At 41.2% G+C, this 18,384-nt stretch carries 13 protein-coding genes and 1 pseudogene; 10 read left to right on the plus strand and 4 right to left on the minus strand.

Annotation, left to right across the window (positions count from 1 at the left end):
• Window positions 1-52: 52 nt before the first annotated feature.
• A complete protein-coding gene (gene rlmH / locus ACQW03_RS11480) occupies window positions 53-532 on the plus strand; it encodes a 23S rRNA (pseudouridine(1915)-N(3))-methyltransferase RlmH (RefSeq protein WP_013312768.1) in 480 nt (159 codons plus the stop codon).
• Window positions 533-704: 172 nt separating this feature from the next.
• Here the strand turns inward: rlmH and ACQW03_RS11485 are convergent, their stop codons facing one another.
• Both ACQW03_RS11485 and ACQW03_RS11490 read right to left on the minus strand, forming a co-directional pair.
• On the minus strand, window positions 705-2,750 hold the full coding sequence (locus tag ACQW03_RS11485) for a right-handed parallel beta-helix repeat-containing protein (RefSeq protein ID WP_441949732.1): 2,046 nt from the start codon (window positions 2,748-2,750) through the stop codon (window positions 705-707).
• A gap of 164 nt (window positions 2,751-2,914) precedes the next feature.
• The gene (locus ACQW03_RS11490; protein WP_441949734.1) at window positions 2,915-3,889 is read right to left on the minus strand and encodes a YndJ family transporter; all 975 of its coding nucleotides are present in this window, start codon (window positions 3,887-3,889) and stop codon (window positions 2,915-2,917) included.
• 361 nt (window positions 3,890-4,250) lie between these two features.
• Here ACQW03_RS11490 and ACQW03_RS11495 point away from each other — a divergent pair.
• From ACQW03_RS11495 to ACQW03_RS11505, 3 genes and pseudogenes are all read left to right on the plus strand, one after another.
• Window positions 4,251-5,098, plus strand: a pseudogene (locus tag ACQW03_RS11495) (AraC family transcriptional regulator).
• A 206-nt stretch (window positions 5,099-5,304) separates the two neighbouring features.
• Window positions 5,305-6,180 carry an AraC family transcriptional regulator gene (locus tag ACQW03_RS11500; protein ID WP_441952374.1) on the plus strand — a complete coding sequence of 292 codons (876 nt, stop codon included), beginning with the start codon at window positions 5,305-5,307 and terminating at the stop codon, window positions 6,178-6,180.
• Between the two features lie 509 nt (window positions 6,181-6,689).
• Window positions 6,690-7,235 (plus strand): 50S ribosomal protein L25, encoded by a 546-nt coding sequence (locus ACQW03_RS11505; RefSeq protein WP_220030513.1) that lies wholly within the window; start codon window positions 6,690-6,692, stop codon window positions 7,233-7,235.
• Between the two features lie 242 nt (window positions 7,236-7,477).
• Here the strand turns inward: ACQW03_RS11505 and ACQW03_RS11510 are convergent, their stop codons facing one another.
• Entirely contained in the window at window positions 7,478-8,389 is a 912-nt protein-coding gene (locus ACQW03_RS11510) for a helix-turn-helix transcriptional regulator (RefSeq protein ID WP_076292901.1), read from the minus strand.
• Window positions 8,390-8,489: 100 nt separating this feature from the next.
• On the opposite strand from ACQW03_RS11510, the gene ACQW03_RS11515 reads away from it, so the two are divergent.
• On the plus strand, window positions 8,490-9,434 hold the full coding sequence (locus ACQW03_RS11515) for an alpha/beta fold hydrolase (RefSeq protein WP_076292900.1): 945 nt from the start codon (window positions 8,490-8,492) through the stop codon (window positions 9,432-9,434).
• 862 nt (window positions 9,435-10,296) lie between these two features.
• A complete protein-coding gene (locus ACQW03_RS11520; protein ID WP_076292899.1) occupies window positions 10,297-11,295 on the plus strand; it encodes a helix-turn-helix transcriptional regulator in 999 nt (332 codons plus the stop codon).
• A gap of 332 nt (window positions 11,296-11,627) precedes the next feature.
• Here ACQW03_RS11520 and ACQW03_RS11525 read toward each other — a convergent pair whose 3' ends face one another.
• The gene (locus tag ACQW03_RS11525; protein WP_179085898.1) at window positions 11,628-11,780 is read right to left on the minus strand and encodes a hypothetical protein; all 153 of its coding nucleotides are present in this window, start codon (window positions 11,778-11,780) and stop codon (window positions 11,628-11,630) included.
• A gap of 587 nt (window positions 11,781-12,367) precedes the next feature.
• On the opposite strand from ACQW03_RS11525, the gene ACQW03_RS11530 reads away from it, so the two are divergent.
• The 4 genes from ACQW03_RS11530 (at window position 12,368) to ACQW03_RS11545 (ending at window position 18,373) form a co-directional block, all read left to right on the plus strand.
• Window positions 12,368-14,107, plus strand: coding sequence for an ABC-F family ATP-binding cassette domain-containing protein (locus ACQW03_RS11530; RefSeq protein WP_076292898.1), 1,740 nt, complete (start codon window positions 12,368-12,370; stop codon window positions 14,105-14,107).
• 856 nt (window positions 14,108-14,963) lie between these two features.
• Window positions 14,964-15,896, plus strand: coding sequence for an ABC transporter permease (locus tag ACQW03_RS11535; RefSeq protein WP_076292897.1), 933 nt, complete (start codon window positions 14,964-14,966; stop codon window positions 15,894-15,896).
• 13 nt (window positions 15,897-15,909) lie between these two features.
• The gene (locus ACQW03_RS11540; protein ID WP_372238697.1) at window positions 15,910-16,794 is read left to right on the plus strand and encodes a carbohydrate ABC transporter permease; all 885 of its coding nucleotides are present in this window, start codon (window positions 15,910-15,912) and stop codon (window positions 16,792-16,794) included.
• Window positions 16,795-16,849: 55 nt separating this feature from the next.
• On the plus strand, window positions 16,850-18,373 hold the full coding sequence (locus ACQW03_RS11545; protein ID WP_076292896.1) for an ABC transporter substrate-binding protein: 1,524 nt from the start codon (window positions 16,850-16,852) through the stop codon (window positions 18,371-18,373).
• The last annotated feature ends 11 nt before the right edge of the window (window positions 18,374-18,384 follow it).

The raw sequence follows: 18,384 nt of genomic DNA on the forward strand, positions 1-18,384 counted from the left end.
GATCGTAAATGCGATTTTACGTTATCATTCGACATAGATAGGGGTATGGAATTTGTTTATTCAGCTTATAGGTGTTGGCAAGTTAAAAGAGAAGTATTTGGTCATGGGAATTCAGGAATACGCTAAACGGCTGGGCCCGTACATTAAGTTTCAAATGATCGAAGTAGCCGATGAAAAGGCTCCTGACACACTGAGCGAAGCGGAAGTCCGACAGGTCAAGGAGCGGGAAGGAGAGCGTATCCTTGCTCATGTGAAAAGCGAAGCACACGTCATTGTACTCGCCATCGACGGCAAACTGTGGAGCTCGGAAGAACTCGCAGAGGAATTGGACAAGCTCGGCACCTACGGTACAAGCCATGTTGTCTTCGTCATTGGCGGTAGCCACGGTCTCTCTGACGAAGTCCTCCGCCGTGCCCAACAGAAGCTGAGCTTCGGAAGAATGACCTTGCCACATCAGCTGATGCGGTTGGTGCTGGTAGAACAGATTTATCGGGCGGTGAAGATTAATCGGGGGGAACCATACCACAAGTAGGACGAAAATTTTTTTGATGAAAACAGAGCTCACCCCAAAGAAAACAGAGCAGTTAGGGATCCTGTTATTTCTCGCGTTCACCAATTAAAGCCTCTATCCCGATTAGCGGAGTAGAGGCTTTACACACGAAAAAGATCCAATCACCTAAAATGACTGGATCCTCAATAATAAACTAAATTTCAAAATCAATGGTACCATTTTCGGTTAATTCAAACGGACCAGGTGTGACATCTGCATCGGGCCTCTTTATTCCGAAAAAGTCGGAGTCAAAATGATATGGAGTGCTGTCTGGTTCCTCATACTTCATATCGGCGTGATACGTCTTTCCAAGCAGGTCAGTGGTAACCAACATTGCAGAGGTTCCCCGAAGCAATTCGGGCTCATTGATCTGAATGTGCACCCTACCTTGCGCAGGATTAACCTCAACTTTTATGCCCTTCTGTGTGTATATCTTCGCGTCGGATTCGTGACGACTTGGAACCGCATGGTTAAGAAATAAATTACCACCCATAGCTACCGGAAGAACTGCATTTCCTATAAAGAAATCCTTCGCGGCATCGCCAAGCTCCATAAGCTCCTCTTTGGTGTATTCCCACCATTTCTTATCTTTTACATCAGGATGTTTATCGTAGCTGCCAAGTCCCACAGCATGCAGATAGCAAATGGAATTGTCCGGAACACCATCCATGACAGTTTTCCCGTCCTCTCCAGCCTCATCCCTTGGTTTAAGTGGAAGATGCTCAAAGAAGGTTATTGGAACAGGTTCCTTATGAGCGTCATTATCACCCAAAAAGATATTGTTGTAGTATCTGTCATCGCCACCAGTGATATTGGAGTATCCCGCCATTGCCGTCTCGTGAGGGAAGTGATATGGCGTAATACGGGTAATCTCGGAACGAACTACAAATCTACCTACAAACAAATTATGAGCAAATGCCCCGCCCTGTGCCATATTTCTGAAATTCATGGGAGAGAGAAATAGATTATGATCGACCATATACGGACCATGGCAAACCTCAACGAAGAGGTCCTCAGAAAGGTTGTCCAAAAATACATTGCTGCTGATGCGGGTGCCCTGTGCTTGCCAGTCAAGCCAAAGCGCACGGTAACAGCTATAGATTATATTTTCACTAATTTGAGTATCCAGTGAAGCATGCAGTTTAATTCCCGCTACTTCGGCACCGTGTCTGAGCCGCTTGTGGTGAATATTGTAAATACGGTTCTGATATATGCGGCTGAAGGCTACTCCCATATGACCCACAATACCTGCCTGTTCGCAATCATGAATCACATTACCTCGAACGATGTGACTGCCGACGCTATCCTTATGCCAGCCGGAGCGTAATGCTCGTAAAATAACCTCCTGCTCACGTTGAGTACCGCCTTTACTATGCTTCTCCAAAGACTTGCTGTGACCTGTACCGATTTCGGTACCCAGGCTAATCCCAACGCATTTGGATTCACTGATCATATTGTTTTCAATAATCCAGCCCTTGCTCCAGTGAGGTCCAATCAAACCTTCCTGATAGTCAGTAGGCGGCGCCCATTGAGGAGAGGCTTGACGAAGTGTGAAGCCACTTACGGTGATATAGTTAAGTCCTGGTTTCTCAGGCCAGAAGCAATAAGGACGTACATTAATTTCTACATTTTCCTTACGAGGATCTTTTTCGCCAAAATTGGCCCAGATTTTTGTTGTCGTAGAACCAACCTCGGCATACCATTTTAACAGTGAATCCTTGGGATATTTAGCTTCGGGCCAAAGTTCAGGATTGTGAACGCTTTCAAAACTATCGCATTCATACAATGATTTTCCATCCAAATATACATCACCGAGATGAACCGGGAAGGGCCCGTCAAACAACCAGTCTCCACTGAGCTCCACCTCAAAGGGATTACGAACGGAAAAGATAGAGTTGAGCACTTCTGTGCTCCAAACATGGTCTCCTTCAGACTTCCAGTTGGTAATCCGTTCGGCTCCTGTAATTACTACTTCCCCGTCTCCTGCGGATCGATATATGATTCTATGCTCCGCTGTTCCTCCATTAGCCGGGTTAACCCATTCCCTGTATACTCCCGCATGAACAATGACTGAATCACCAGCCATGGCATGAGCCGCAGCGCGTGATATTGTACGAAGGGGTTGATCTGCTGTTCCTTTATGCTGATCATTCCCATGTATGGATACATGATATTCCGTAACAACTCTCCTCCTTCCCACCTTACAAAGTCGTAAGAGTTCCTTACAAGCTGAAGGCAGGCTAATTTTAAAATTATTGTTGTATTCAGTTATTATACTAGAAAATAAATATAATGGGAGAGATCGGAAGATGGATGTTTTATGAACAAGCACTCGGTGACGTTATTTCTGCAACGCCTATAAAGTTACTGATAGTTGTAAAGCTTTTTTTCCTTAAGAGAGTCTACCATGTACACCCACCCGATTAGTCCACATAAAACAAATCCAAACGCATGCAGCGATCCGTAAACGGGAATGAAATCAAGTATGGTTAAGGAAAACATGTTTTTCAGCAACGGATAGAAAATGGAGAGGACGACAACCGTGTAAAAGGCCAAGCAAGAAAGAACTAAAAAGAAGGTTGCCTTTTTGTATAAAGAGTTTCTCTTCAAGTAAGTAAGGAGATAAGTGGTGTAAATCACAATATTACAAGCAAACAAAGTGACACCAATGTACTCCATTGGCTTGGAGAAAATCATACCGATAGCGATCAATATGGGTCCGATAATATCGATGGCGACGACCCAGGGATACCAGCTTTTCTTCGTCATGATCCGTCCGAGCATGCCAATAAAAATCGGAACGATAGCAGATGAAAAATGAAAGTGGACCGAGCTTAATGCGTGTGTTGCAGGATTAGCTTGGAAGAGGTTAAATTGATACTGATATAAGGTGAACCAAATGCCTCCGATAAAAAAATAAACGAGCCCTGCGCCAATCGCAATTTCCGCTATTTTTCTCTTATGTATCCCTATAGTGGCTATCCCATAAATGCAAAGCAGCAAGGTGAACAGTAGCCAACCAAGGGAGAGAGTCCCCGGTATAGCCGTACCTTCTAACCCCCACGCCTTACTGCTCATTACAGAGGCCTGAGTAAGAAGCGCTGCGGGAAATTGAAACAGCTTCATAGCAGCATAAATCATCCGTTGATGGTTATTCTTTTCGTCATGTTTCAAAAGTAAAATAACCAGAGGTACAATGACGAAAGCCGCAAACAGTAGAAATTTTTCAACAAGTTCGAATTGGAAATAATCAAGAGAAAATATTAGAATGATCATGATTCCACCTGGAATCGTTGGTACTAGTAATGATTTCATCATTTGTTTCAGGAAATTACGCATGGCAGCTCCTTTCTAACTATGCTTGGCGTTATACCTACCTATATCCGGTTGTGAAGCATTCTTTATGATAGATAGGCGATTCTCTTTTTAGTAGTTTAACACAGTTATTTGCCGATAGGCCTGTTACACCGAACCGTACCACAAGTAGCGGCAAGTCTTTTCGGAAAATCCCGCAGCAGTCTTGGAAAGGCGCTTTACCAGACATGGGTTCAGGATGAGCCATACTTGGTGGAAAGTAGGTACAAACGGGATTTCGCGAGCTTTTTGTGGGTCACAGAACGATGCTGACAATTTCGTGCAGGAAATGCACGGCAAGTCATTTTTAGTTGCGATAGTATGTAACTCGAAGGGAGGGAGAACGATGGATTGGTTGGAGAGGATGACAAGCGCCATGGATTATATCGAAACGAATTTGGCGGACAATATCTCATATGATGACATAGCGCAGATCGCCTGTTGCTCTACGTATCATTATCAACGAATGTTTCCGTTCATTACCGGAATCACGTTATCCGAGTATATCCGACGTCGACGATTGACATTGGCGGCTTTTGAACTGCAGACAACCGATGCAAGGGTGATCGATGTAGCCATGAAATATGGATACCAATCGCCGGAAGCGTTCGCACGGGCGTTCAAGAATCTCCATGGGATTATGCCGATATCTGCGCGCGATCAAGGCGTTTCCTTGAAAGCCTATCCTCGAATGTCCTTTCATATCTCAATAAAAGGAGATGTCGAGATGAATTACAGGATTGAACAAAGAGGGGCTTTTGACATGTTCGGCGTTTATGGTCATGTTAGTCAGGATTTGCAAACGGCATTTACTGATGTTCCTCAGTTCCGTAAACAATGTGATGACGACGGCAGTGTGGATCTAATGAACGAGCTGCTAGGGCGGTTTGGTAATACCGTGTTGCACGCTGCCTTATATGACCATACGGGAGAATCATTCAAGTACATGGTATGCTATCATTTACCGAAGGGACTTGAAATTCCGGAGAGACTTACAAAGCTTTCTGTCCCAGCTTTAACATGGGCTATTTTCCCGGAGCCGCAATGTGATCTGCAAAACTATGGGAACGAATATATACCGAGTGGTTCCCGACATCTGGATACGAGCAGGTTCAGGGTCCTCAATTCGAAATGTACTATGGAATGCCAGGGCATACACAGGGTGAGATCTGGATACCAGTAAAGAAAAAGTAACGGTTGTCCTAATGGATTACGATAGTTGAACAAAGCGAAAGGGTCATCCCACAAAGGGTGGCCCTAAACTTGCTGTTACAGACAGCGCGGTGAACCGTATCATCAGTAGAGGCAAGTTTTTCAGACAAAACGAAGCACTTTCGAACAGGAATTCCTTCAGCCGTTCTTCTAGACTGAATAATGAAAGGAGATGAGAGCGAGTGGAAATGCTTCAGTTGCTTCGGCAGGCGATAGATTACGTAGAAGAGAATTTGCAATCGAATATTGAGATCGATGATATCGCAAGGTCCGCGATGTCTTCGAAGTACCATTTTCAGCGGATATTCCATGCATTGACGGGCTTTACGGTGACAGTGTATATGCGTAACCGAAGGCTCACGCTTGCGGCGGAAGATCTGGTCGGATCAGATAGTAAGGTCATTGATATTGCGCTGAAATATGGTTACGAAAGTCCTGAAGCATTTACCAAAGCATTTCAACGGATGCATGGCGTAACGCCACTTGCGGCAAAGAAAAAGAATGTGAAGCTCAAAGCGTTTCCTCGAATCTCCTTTCAAATTCAGATTAAAGGAGAAACAGAAATGAACTATCGCGTTGTTGAGGAAAAGGCTTCAACAGCAATCGGCAAGGTCGTCATCGTCAAGAGAGACCCTTTCATGGAGATACCAGCTTTCACGGAGTTGATTTGGAAGAATGGCACGCATGATCAGATTAACGAGACTGTTGGCAGGCCTGTGGGTTCTCTGTTAAATGGATATTACTTTGATTTCAGCGAGGATGGCACTAAGAGGTATATGATGGGTTTCGAGTTGCCAGAAGGAAGAGGAGTACCGGATGGGCTAAACATCCTTCAGATTCCTAATCAAAGCTACGCGGTGTTCGATAGTCGAGAATCGATTCCAGAAGACATGGAGATCGGTTTAGAAATCTTGAACGTCTGGAAACGAATTTATTCGGAGTGGTTCCCATCCTCGAATTTTGAACAAGTTGAAGGACCATGTATGGAGAAGTACTATTGGGTAAATGATGATCACACCGAATCGATTTGCGAAGTATGGATTCCGGTTAGAAGAAAGTCGTAATTTAATTTTAGGCCGCCATTATGGCGGTCTTTATTATATTAAAGATACTTTCCGCTTCAACCATCCCGGTGAGCCTTATCACAAGTAGTGGTAAAGCAGAAAGTTGTGTTAAAGGTTGAGGCATGGATGTTAAATATCCATTTAGGAGCTTAAATATACACATTCGATGCATGTGGAGTGTCTAATATTGATGGTTTAGCAACGAGAGACATCATTGAACAAAGCGAGAGAAAAGAAGGGCCATCCCAAAAGGATGGTCTTAAAACTTATCGTTACAGCCATTTCAATATCCGCCGATCCATGGTATATTAGATGGATGGAACCCAAAGGCATTCCACTCCTCGGAGTGGGGTGCCTTCGTCTATATTTGCGGGTTTTTACATTTAATGTATTACTATCTGAAATGATGGAGGTCCGGATGCTATGTTTCTCTATTGATCCCCGTTCAGGGGAGATTCGACGGCTGCTGTTACAGCGCGAAGATCACTCATGTAAAGGAGAGGTAGAGAATGGATGCATGTATTCATACAGAAAGACGTCCGCGATTAAATTCTTCAGGACTACGTAATTTACGTCAAAAGGGGCGTTTGCCAGGGGTTGTGTTCGGCAAAAACGCAGATAACGAAATCATTCATATTTCCACTAAACAATTTGAAAAATGGTTGAAGAAAGAGGCATCTGGCTTTATTGAGTTGCAGATGGAAGGTGACCGATCAATAACGGTACTGCTGGAGGATCTTCAGCGAGACCCGGTAACTCGTGATCTTATACATGTCGACTTTCAGTTCGTTCAGACGGGTGAGATCATTCGTACGAAGCTCGGTGTGAAGTTCGTAGGTACTCCGATCGGAACGAAGTTGGCCGGAGTTGTGCAAATCCAGGATCCTTATGTTGAAGTAGAGGCTCTCCCGAAGGACCTACCGTCTACCGTTGAGCTGGACATCAGTGCGATGGAAATCGGAGATACACGCCTCGTGAAGGACCTAATCCTACCGCCTGGAGTGACGGTCATCTCTGGGGATAACGAGCTTCTCGTGTCCGTATCGAAACCTTAATGACATAGAGGCTGTAATTCGGCGGTCTTCTGTGCATGAATAAAGCCATGTAAACAACCATTGATGACTTGAAGTCGTCAATGGTTGTTTTTTTCGCCGATAGGCCCGTTAAGCTGAACCGTATCATAAGTGATGGCGAAAAGTTGAGTTGAGGGTTGAAGCTTCAATGCTAAATCTATTAAGAAGCGCGTTAAGACCTAACTCATGTGGAATTGGTCATATATGTCGAGACGAGACCTTTATCAGGAATAGTTCTCCACCATTTGATATAAATAATTTCGAAAGTCTTCAACATAGGTTTTGGGCTCTACAACTTTTAGATGAGTGCCAAAGCTTGCTAAAAGTTGAAATCCCATATAATTTTGAGGGACATATATGGTTGCTAATAAAAGTCCAGAACCATGGTCTTCAATACTTCGTCGACCATACCTTTCGATGATTTGATCTTTTATGCTAGGCGATATCCATGCCTTAATCGTGACGAATTGCGGTAGATAACTTGCTTCGTGTCCTTGCTCAGACCAATCGTTTCTAGGATGAAACGCGCGTTCATCCATAGTAATATGATCGATCCGGGATAACTTGAATGTTCGAGATCCCTGTCGATGTAAACAGAATCCTTTCAAGTACCAACTCGATTCGCTAAAATGCAGCTCATAGGGCTCAACCATTCTATCCGTTACAGCCCCGTCTTTATCTGTATAATCAAACGAAACCAGCCTTTTCTTTGATATGGATTCTTGACATGTCTTTAAGGTTTCAAGAATCTCGGACCGACCTTCCCAATCATAAAACGACAGTTGAATGGAACGATTCAGAGACAATGGACTAACCATTGCCTCTATTTTTTTTATCGTTCTTTCCACTTCTTCAGTAAGGAGGAGTTGTTCCAATCCGCCGAGCGCAGCCAATATATTCTGTAAATCGGAGCTGCTTAGAAGGCGTTTATCGACCTTGTATTCGTCCATTATGCCGTAGCCGCCTTTGACGCCATTGACAGAGTAGATCGGGATGTTACATAAGCTCAATGTTTCCATATCGCGAAGGATCGTTCTTTTGGAAACATGGAATAGTTGTGAGAATTCCGTTGTAGAAACAATCTCTTTACTCAGCAATATCATGATAATCGAAATGAGTCTCTCCACTTTGTCCATAATTGCCCTCTTTTTTCTACATGAATTCAGAACGGTGACAATAAGATGTCACCGTTTATCCATTATACTACATGTATCACAAGAAGGAGGTTTTGATTTAATGTTTAATCCAACCGATTTTCCCAAGCCCACCCTTATTTCAGTCAATGGTGTGGAACTCGAAGTGTTTGAAGCAGGCCAAGAAAACGTAGGAAAACCTATTGTACTCTGCCACGGCTGGCCAGAGCATGCCTTTTCTTGGCGCCATCAGATGGCCGCCCTTGCCGCAGCGGGCTACCATGTCATCGTCCCCAACCAGCGGGGTTACAGCAACTCATCCCGTCCGACCGAAGTAACAGACTATGACATTGAACACTTGTCAGGTGATCTCATCGCGCTTCTCGATCACTATGGATACGAGGACGCTACCTTTGTCGGTCATGACTGGGGTGCATTTGTCGTTTGGGGACTGACCTTGTTGCATCCAAACCGCGTCAATAAAGTGATAAATCTGAGCTTGCCTTACCAAGAGCGCGGAGACAAACCCTGGATCGAGTTCATGGAAGAAATACTTGGCGGCGATTTCTATTTCGTCCACTTCAATCGACAGCCAGGCGTCGCGGACGCCGTATTCGAAGACAATACATACAGGTTCCTTCGCAACCTGTACCGGAAGAACGAGCCTCTCAGAGCACCTGAGCCAGGTATGGCGTTGATCAATCTCGCCAGAGCAGAAACACCGCTCGGTGAGCCCGTAATGAGCGAAAGCGAGCTGGCCGTTTACGTCTCCGCTTTTGAAACATCAGGATTCACGGGCAGCATAAATTGGTACAGGAACCTTGACCGCAACTGGCGATTATTGGCGAAAGTGAACCCAATCATCCAGCAGCCGACCCTCATGATCTACGGCGACCGGGATGTGGTTGCGAAGTCTGAAAACCTGACAAAGTTCGTACCCAATGTGGAAGTGGTCAATCTGGATTGCGGTCATTGGATCCAGGAAGAAAAGCCGGAAGAAACAAACCAAGCGATTTTGAGATGGCTGGAACAGCAGAATGCCATCTAGTCCCAAGAGCGTTTCAAGGCTGAGCCTGCCCTACGGCTTGACCGGAGGGTGGAATGAGACGCGGCCACCGTCTTTGAGGTGACTGATTGGGCACCGCAACCCCGGTTGGGCTAGTACGTGTCTTCTAATGGTGTGGCGGTCGTGAGCCATGCGGGCGGCGTTCGGTGTGGTCAGCGTGTTGAAGGAGGGCAAGGGGCATGATCAGGCTCATGGGTCTGATCTCCGAGTACTTCGTCGCTTGGATAGAAGTGGGCTCGATCCCGCCGCACGCGGTGCACGGCGGTACAATACTTGTATAACAACATTCTTAGCAATCTACCGGCTGACACAGTGCAAGCCGCGATGATGCTGAATAGAGTCGCTTAGCAAGCAAAACATAGAAGGACAATAAGGGCACCCTAAGAGGGTGCTTCTTGATTTCGCGCTATTAAAAATACATAGAAAAAACAACAAATGATTTCGCGTTAGAGATGATACGGTGAACCGTATCATAAGTAGTGGCAAGTTTTCAATGAAAAGCTTGCAGAGATTTCAAAAGCTTATTCGGATGATAAAATATGCGTTGCCTAGAGGAATAAGGAGACTGTAACATGAGGATTCAGGTGTCTGAGATTCAACATGTGTTCCTTAACGATTCGGCTAATTTAATTGATATGGTACAGACGAAATAGTGGTACCTTCATGATGAGAATCCGAAAAAGTAGACCAAAACGTTTGAATTGTCATTGAAGATAACGTTGATATTATCCAAAGGCGAGTTAAGGGAAAAAATATCCTCTCTTTTCCGCAAGTAGAATCAAGAAATGCGATTTCCATTACTCTACAATGACTATAGAGTGGTTGAAACGAGGTGAACAGTCGAATGTACGAGTGGCACAAGCAAATCCAAATAATCGTTAATGAAATTGACGAGTGTATTAAGAATCGTAACAGTGAAGTAATAACGCTACGATTTCTTTCTCGCAAGTTAGGTTATTCGGAATTTCATACTACGAGAAAATTCAAGGAAATATCGGGTATGCAATTTAGGGATTATCTGCGGCATAGAAAATTAGCCTTTGCACTAAAAGAGGTTCGGGATAGTGAAAGAAGCATTTTGGATATTGCTTTTGATTATGGTTTTTCATCACATGAAGCTTTTACCAGGGCTTTCAAGGGAACATATGGTGTAACTCCAAGTGAATACCGAAAAAAGCCTATGCCTGTCGCCCTTCGTACAAAAATAAACTCTTTCGACCGCTACTTTTTCGGATTTGGAGAGATTGGTATGATCAAATCTGCAGATGATGTTAACATTTATTTTGTAACCATTCCCGCACACAAATTTTTGCACATTAAAAACTATGAGAGTAATGGGTATTGGGATTTTTGGCAAAAGCAAAGTCTTATTCCGGGACAGGACTGCGAAACAATTTGCGGCTTACTCGATAGTATCAAGGGCAAATTGGATGACGATGGCGGGAGTGAATCTAACGGCGGCAGCGGTCAGATTATGGCTTACATTAATGACCCGGATGGCAGACTCTGCGATTGGGGTATTGCACGTACAGAGTGTTTTGGTGTACGTCTTCCTTTTGATTATAAAGGTGAAGTACCACCACAAATACTTATGATTGATGTTCCCGAAGTCGAGTATATTGTTTTTGAACATGGGCCATTCAATTATGAGCAGGAAAATCGTAGAGTAGAGGAAAAGATGGAAAGGGCAATGGCAACTTTTGATTTTGCAGGCACTGGTTACTGCTTTGATACTTCCCCTGGGAGAATCATTTACGTTTATCACGATCCGGAGCGGTTTTTGAAGTATATCAGGCCAGTACGGAAGTTATACTCAATAAAAACCACCTGCCCAATGCGATAGGTGCTTTACTACATCTGATAGCATCCTGACACCGCTCCTTCACAGATAATGACCTCCAAGCCAGTCAAAGCAGATTAAGCAGGTAAGCAAAAGGTTGGTGCTATGTGCTGATGAAGAAAATAAGCAAACTGTAGTGTTATCTCCGCAACCATATAGCCGCATGATTAGTTGGATTATCTGCTTTAGAAAGCAATATAAGTTTAAAGGGCACCTATTGGAGGTGCCCTTTAAACTTGCCGTTATAGTCAGCGCGGTGAACCGTATCACAAGTAGGGCAAAACTAGTCATACAATAAATATTATATTTCCTTCGGATATTTCAATTGGGATAATTTACTGAGAGATGTTGTATACAGTTGCAGTCGATTTCATCAACGCAATGTTCATTGTCGCTGCGTCGCGCACATCAACCCCATATAGTTGCGAATCTGCTATAGCTCTATCGCCGCGAAGCATGGCATAAATCATATCATTGTGCCAAGTCACAAAGCTGGGTCCCATAACATGCGTTGGGTGGATCGTTGTCATGATTATGTTTGATGTATTTTCATGGATTGGTTAAACGACCAGGTTGCTTTTTCTTCCATCGTTTTTGAAACCATATTGTGGTCGAACAAGCCTTTCCTGATTAAAAATCCATTTCGCTTCAATTAAAACTTCATGCCAATTTTCTGTTTCACCTAGGTTTGCTTTGTAAAAGTTCACATTTGGCAATCCATGCGCTGATGTAACCTGTTACCCCTATAAGCCAATGTGGCTGTATTTCTTCAATATAATGATAAGACTTAAAGTGGACTTTAAGTCAAATTGTATTTTTATTATATAAAGTGAGCTTAGGATATAAACATAAGACTCGGCGCCATTCCAGTGAAGTTTGAACTTTCGCAGCATGAAATCGGCAAACAAGCCACCATTCTACAGAAAGTATTAAAATTTGGAAGTGAGGGTAAGGGCTACAAATGGATTGAACTTGGTGGTAAACAGTGTTACTCTAACAACGGTAAACTCAAAATCTATGTTCTGCAATACATCTAATAATAGTAACCATTTTAGCTATCAAGAAAGGTAACAGTATGATAAAAGTTAATAACGTGTCCTTCTCATTTCCGCAAAAAGAACTCTATAAAAATATTTCATTTACACTTGAAGAGGCCCAACATTGTGCTTTTATAGGAACAAGTGGCAGTGGGAAAAGTACGTTGATCGATATACTGATAGATCCAGAAAGATATTTGTTCGATGGCAAGTTAGAGATAGACCCAACTTGCAGAATCGGGTATGTCAGTCAGTTCTCGCAAGTAGACAATACTAAAGAAATAACCGTTTTTGAATATATGGTAGAAGAATTTACTAAGATACAAAATGAAATAACATCGATTTGTATGGAAATGGAAACCTCATCGGATATAGATTCGTTACTGGAAAAGTATCAATCAGCTTTAGACGCACTGTATTCAATGGGTGGGGATGATTTTGAAAGCAACATTAATAAGAAACTAAATCTAGCCAACCTCATGAAGCTAAAAAATGTTAGGGTATCCGACCTAAGTGGCGGGGAATTCAAGCTTATTCAAGTGATGAAGGAAATGCTGAGTAGTCCAGACTTAATGATTATGGACGAACCTGATGTATTTTTAGACTTTGAAAACCTAAATGCGCTTAAAAAACTTATTAATTCCCATAAAGGAATGCTGCTAGTTGTTACACACAACCGATATCTATTGAATCATTGTTTCAACAAAATTATACACCTTGAAAACACGGAGATCCAAGAGTTTGATGGGCGATATATTGATTATAACTTCTCATTACTTCAGACTAAAATTGAGTTACAGGAACTCACAATCGCTGAAGATGAAGAAATTGAGAGAAACGAGAACATAATCAATAATCTTAGAGCTATCGCAACTTATAATGCAGAAGAATCTAGAGGTAGAGCGTTAAAAGCTAGAGTTAAGTTTCAAGAAAGATTGGAAGCGCGTAGAATTAAAGCGCCATTTGTTGATATTAAGCAACCGAATATTAGTTTTGGTATTGATAATGAAATTGAAGACACCATTGTTGTGAATGTCAATAATTATAGTGTTGCCTTTGATGATTTGCTTTTAGACAATGTTAACTTTGAGATAAAATCTACAGATAAAGTAGCCATTATCGGTTCAAACGGTACCGGGAAAACGACTTTACTCCGAGAAATCTTTAAAAATAATCATGATTCAATTGAAATAAATGCTGATGTTAAAGTGGCTTATTTATCTCAGATTCAAGGTGAAATGCTAAAGGATTCTAATACAATACTAAACGAATTCATCGATGCCGGGTTTACAACTTATGATGAAGTTAGATCGTATCTTTCAAACTATGGCTTTGAAGGAGAAATCCTCGATCAAAAGATTCAATCTTTATCCGGTGGAGAAAAAAACATGCTTCAACTGGCTAAAGTATCTGCCAGTAAAGCAAACGTATTGCTTCTGGATGAACCGACAAGCCATTTAGACGTATATACACAGATAGCACTGGAGAAAGCCATAGAAGACTATAAGGGTGCGATTCTCATGATTTCTCACGATTTCTATTCTGTTGTAAATGGTATGGATTATGTTTTAATCATTGACGATAAGACGATTAGAAAAATGAGTATGCGAAAATTTAGACAGATGATTTATGCTAGTCATTTTGATAGAGACTATTTAGAAACTGAACAAAAGAAAAAATCAGTTGAAATGAAAATAGAATTGGCTTTAAAAGATACTGATTTTGAACTTGCAAAAGTATTGGTTGATGAGCTAGAAGAGCTGATTAAGTTGCTTTAAATTACAACTCTCTGATTGAAATGATTACAAGAAAGTGAAGTCAGTTACAGCGAATAGGGCTAAAGTGAATTAGTTCGAGTTCAACGATGAAACATGATGTTGGTGGAAAAGTATCAATAAAAAAGACACTGATGAATAGAATCTCAGTGTCTTTTTACTGCATTGATTTCTTGGTAGCTCTTGCCGTGGTCAGTGGTTCACTTGGGGCGCTTTTATTTTATTTCACTGAAGCCTGATAGCAGCAAGTCTAGTATAAAATATTCTTTCGGGGAAAGGTACGGCAGCATGAACAAAACAGATGTTGGTGCACATAGGTTATATTGACTGAGTAAGGTCTATAGGGCTAATTGAAAGCGAGGCTCATTAACCGATCTGAACCATGGAGATATTATCGTTTTTTACCCTCCAATCCAACCTGACCTGGCATTTTATAAAGATTTTTTATCTGAGTTGGCACTGGTCGAGGATCTTGTACAAAAATTGGTTGAAATCAGCCAATAATAGTAGCTTAGTTAGCGATTATGTAGTCATGTCAAACGATGGGCAGTTCGCCCGTTTATCAGGGGATACTTAAGGACTTGCAAAGTGAACGGGGACTGCCCCCCAAAACGTGAAACTCATCAAAACACCTTCAAGATCATGTCGTAAGATATGATCTTGAAGGTGTTTTTTTTATGAGAACAAGAGCAAGTTAGGAAACTACTATATTTACACGTACTTAACACGTAGTTAATTTAGTATTAATAAAGCTGTTTTATAATCAAGATGTTTACTTGCGGTAAGCACCTAGTTACTTCTGGTAAACCTTTCTGTGATACTACTGACTTACTACAACAAAGAGGGAAGGATTTGTTTCATGACTCAGCTTGCATTTCAAAAGCGAATGAACAAAACGAAAAAATACTTTGTGCTTTTTCTGATGATGGTGCCTGGACTTGCATATTTGATTATTAACAATTATTTACCTCTATTTGGCATTATCATTGCCTTTAAAGATTACAACTACTCACAAGGCATTTTTAGAAGTGAATGGATCGGACTTGAAAACTTTGAATATCTTTTTAAAACAACGGATGCTTACATCATTACACGAAATACTATTCTGTACAATGGCGGCTTTATTATATTAAACCTTATTGTTGGCGTAAGTATTGCTATTTTTTTAAACGAAATTAAAAACCGCTTTATGTCACGTTTTTATCAAACCGCCATACTTATGCCTTATTTAATTTCGATGATTATCGTGGGTTATCTCGTATTTGCACTACTTAGTCTTGAAACTGGGTTTATTAACAAAACTATTTTACCTTGGCTTGGCATATCAGATATTTCATGGTATAGCGAGGCAAAATATTGGCCTTACATTTTAACTATCGTGCACATATGGAAAAGTGCCGGCTATCTATGTGTTATCTTTTTAGCCACTATTGTTGGTATCGACAATGAATACTATGAGGCGGCAAAATTAGATGGTGCAACAACCTGGCAACAAATTCGCACGATTACAATTCCACTTTTAATGCCTGTTGTCACGATTATGACTTTACTTCAAATTGGTAGAATTTTTTATTCTGACTTTGGACTATTTTATCAAGTACCGTTAAATGCAGGGGCATTGCAATCAACTACGAACGTTATTGATACTTATGTGTACCGTTCTTTAATGACACTAGGAGACATTGGAATGTCCTCTGCTGCAGGTTTGTATCAGTCGATTGTAGGCTGTGTGCTTGTATTTATATCCAACTATATTGTTAGAAAAATCAACAAAGATAACGCTATGTTCTAAGGAGGTAACTAGCTTGAAACAGCGACAACAAATTTGGCAAATAAGTATGCACGTGATCCTCTTTCTCATCTCAGCTATGTGTATTCTACCTTTTATTTTACTTGTTATTTCTTCTGTTACAGATGAAAAGACTATTTATTTGAATGGTTATTCTTTTATACCTGAAAAATTTAGTTTTGATGCTTATCAATATATTTGGCAAGATGCAGATCGGATTTTTCACGCGTATGGCATTACGATCATGGTTACTTTAATAGGTACGGTATGCGGATTAATTATTACTGCTTCACTTGCATACCCGTTATCACGAAAAGATATGCCCCTAAATAAATTTTTCTCATTATTTGTTTTCTTCACGATGCTGTTTAATGGTGGTTTAGTGCCAACCTATCTCGTTTATACCCAGCTATTTGACTTAAAAAACACGATGCTGGCATTAATTCTACCTTCCTTGCTGACGAATGCTTTTTACATCATGTTAATGCGAACCTTTTTTATGACATCTATTCCTAGTGCTCTTATTGAGTCAGCAAAAATAGATGGAGCGGGTGAGTTTTTCACCTTTTTAAGAATCGTGTTACCTCTGTCCTTGCCGATACTTGCTACCGTTGGTTTATTTCTAACGATTCAATACTGGAATGATTGGTTTAATGGCATGGTTTATATAACAGACAGTAAGCTATACAGCTTACAAAACCTATTGAACCGTATTTTACTTGATATTCAGTTTTTATCTAGCAGTGACTTTGGGACTCAAACAGAGCTGGCAGCAGACATTCCACAGGAATCTACACGTATGGCGCTTGCGGTAATTGGTGTCTTGCCGATCTTAATTGTGTATCCATTTTTCCAAAAATATTTTGTAAAGGGACTTACCGTTGGTGCAGTAAAAGGCTAAGGCTTACACCAGCTTCATACCGGTTAGCATAAAAAAACAGAAGGAAGGTTCAAACATGGGAAGGAAGAGCTTTACTACCACGTTATTAATTGTAATTGCAACAGTTATGCTGCTTGGAGGGTGTAGTAGCAAAAATGGTAATGGCAACATGGACCATGCCAATTCGAATGATTCATCCCATGCAGCGGGTGAAAATCTTAAGCCGTATGAGGTAGTTATTGCGTTTTATGGAAATGACCAAACCGATTTACAAGCAGTACAGGATGAAATGAGCAAAATCACGAAAGAGAAATTTAATGCAACAGTAAAGCTAATGCCTATTAGTCTAAGTGCTTGGGCGCAACAAACTAATTTAATGCTTGTCGGTAATGAGAAAGTGGACCTTATGTTTACTTCAACTTTGTTTAACTATGCATCACAGGTAGCGAAGGGGCAGCTTAGACCACTTAATGAGTTATTAGATAAATACGGTACTGGTATTAAAAGCGCACTTGCTCCTTATCAGCTCGAAGCCTCTCAAATCAACGGAGAAAAATACGCAGTTGCCAATGTCCGTGATATGGCTGCTTATTATGGGATTAATATGCGTAAAGACCTCGTGGACAAATATAAAATTGATCTAACCAAAATAAAAACGATTAATGATCTAGACGGTGTTTTTGAAATCATCAAGAAGAATGAGCCTGATGTCGTGCCATTAGTCGCAAAAAATCCAGGTACTGCTCCATTTACTGCTGGATATACGACCTATGATTCTCTAGGTGATGGAATTGGTGTCTTGCCTCATTATGATAATGACTTAAAAATTGTGAATTGGTTTGAAACAGAAGAGTATGCAAATCAGCTTAAGCTACTTAGAAGCTGGTATCAAAATGGATATGTATTAAAGGATGCTGCTACTAGTAAGCAGGATGGAAGAGAAATAATTAAAGCAGGAAAGGCATTTTCTTTCCTTTCTAATATGAAGCCTGGCTCTGACCAAGAAAATTCAAGAAGATTAGGTGTGGAATTTGTATCTGTTCCTCTAACGGAAGCTCATACAACTACGGATCTTATTGATTCTTTAATGTGGTCTATACCTGAAAACTCCAGTGATCCTGAAAGAGCAATGATGGTATTAAATTTGCTTTATTCAGATAAGGACTTTTACAACTTATTGGCATGGGGGATTCAGGACAAGCACTATGTAAAAACATCTGACAACGTTATTGACTATCCACCAGCTGTTGACTTGAAAAACATTGGATACAATTTTAATACGCCTTATATGTTCGGGAATCAATTCCTTTCCTATACATGGTCAACTGAGAAGCCAGATATCTACAAAAAAATTGATGACTTTAACAAATCTGCTACACAATCAAAAGCGCTTGGATTCTTATTCCATGTAGATAATGTGAAGACAGAGGTAGCTGCAGTAAATAATGTTATGTCTGAATTTCGTCTTGGATTAGAAACTGGAACGCTAGACCCTGTGGAAAATCTTCCTACGTTTATCGAAAAATTGAAGGCATCTGGTATTGATAAAATTATTGCTGAAAAACAAAAGCAATTAGATGAATGGGCACAGACTAAATAAAGAGAGGATCA

Origin of the sequence: Paenibacillus sp. DRB1-1 (assembly GCF_052119485.1) — a bacterium.
GTDB classification, from domain to species: Bacteria; Bacillota; Bacilli; order Paenibacillales; family Paenibacillaceae; genus Paenibacillus; species Paenibacillus polymyxa_B.

What these genes read in the sequence shown, in the direction of transcription:
- ACQW03_RS11530 (WP_076292898.1), top strand. Translation starts at nt 12,368, where the DNA reads ATGATAAAAGTTAATAACGTGTCCTTCTCATTTCCGCAAAAAGAACTC.
- ACQW03_RS11535 (WP_076292897.1), top strand. Translation starts at nt 14,964, where the DNA reads ATGACTCAGCTTGCATTTCAAAAGCGAATGAACAAAACGAAAAAATAC.
- ACQW03_RS11505 (WP_220030513.1), top strand. Translation starts at nt 6,690, where the DNA reads ATGGATGCATGTATTCATACAGAAAGACGTCCGCGATTAAATTCTTCA.
- ACQW03_RS11520 (WP_076292899.1), top strand. Translation starts at nt 10,297, where the DNA reads ATGTACGAGTGGCACAAGCAAATCCAAATAATCGTTAATGAAATTGAC.
- ACQW03_RS11500 (WP_441952374.1), top strand. Translation starts at nt 5,305, where the DNA reads ATGCTTCAGTTGCTTCGGCAGGCGATAGATTACGTAGAAGAGAATTTG.
- ACQW03_RS11510 (WP_076292901.1), bottom strand. Translation starts at nt 8,389, where the DNA reads ATGGACAAAGTGGAGAGACTCATTTCGATTATCATGATATTGCTGAGT.
- ACQW03_RS11515 (WP_076292900.1), top strand. Translation starts at nt 8,490, where the DNA reads ATGTTTAATCCAACCGATTTTCCCAAGCCCACCCTTATTTCAGTCAAT.
- ACQW03_RS11490 (WP_441949734.1), bottom strand. Translation starts at nt 3,889, where the DNA reads ATGCGTAATTTCCTGAAACAAATGATGAAATCATTACTAGTACCAACG.
- ACQW03_RS11545 (WP_076292896.1), top strand. Translation starts at nt 16,850, where the DNA reads ATGGGAAGGAAGAGCTTTACTACCACGTTATTAATTGTAATTGCAACA.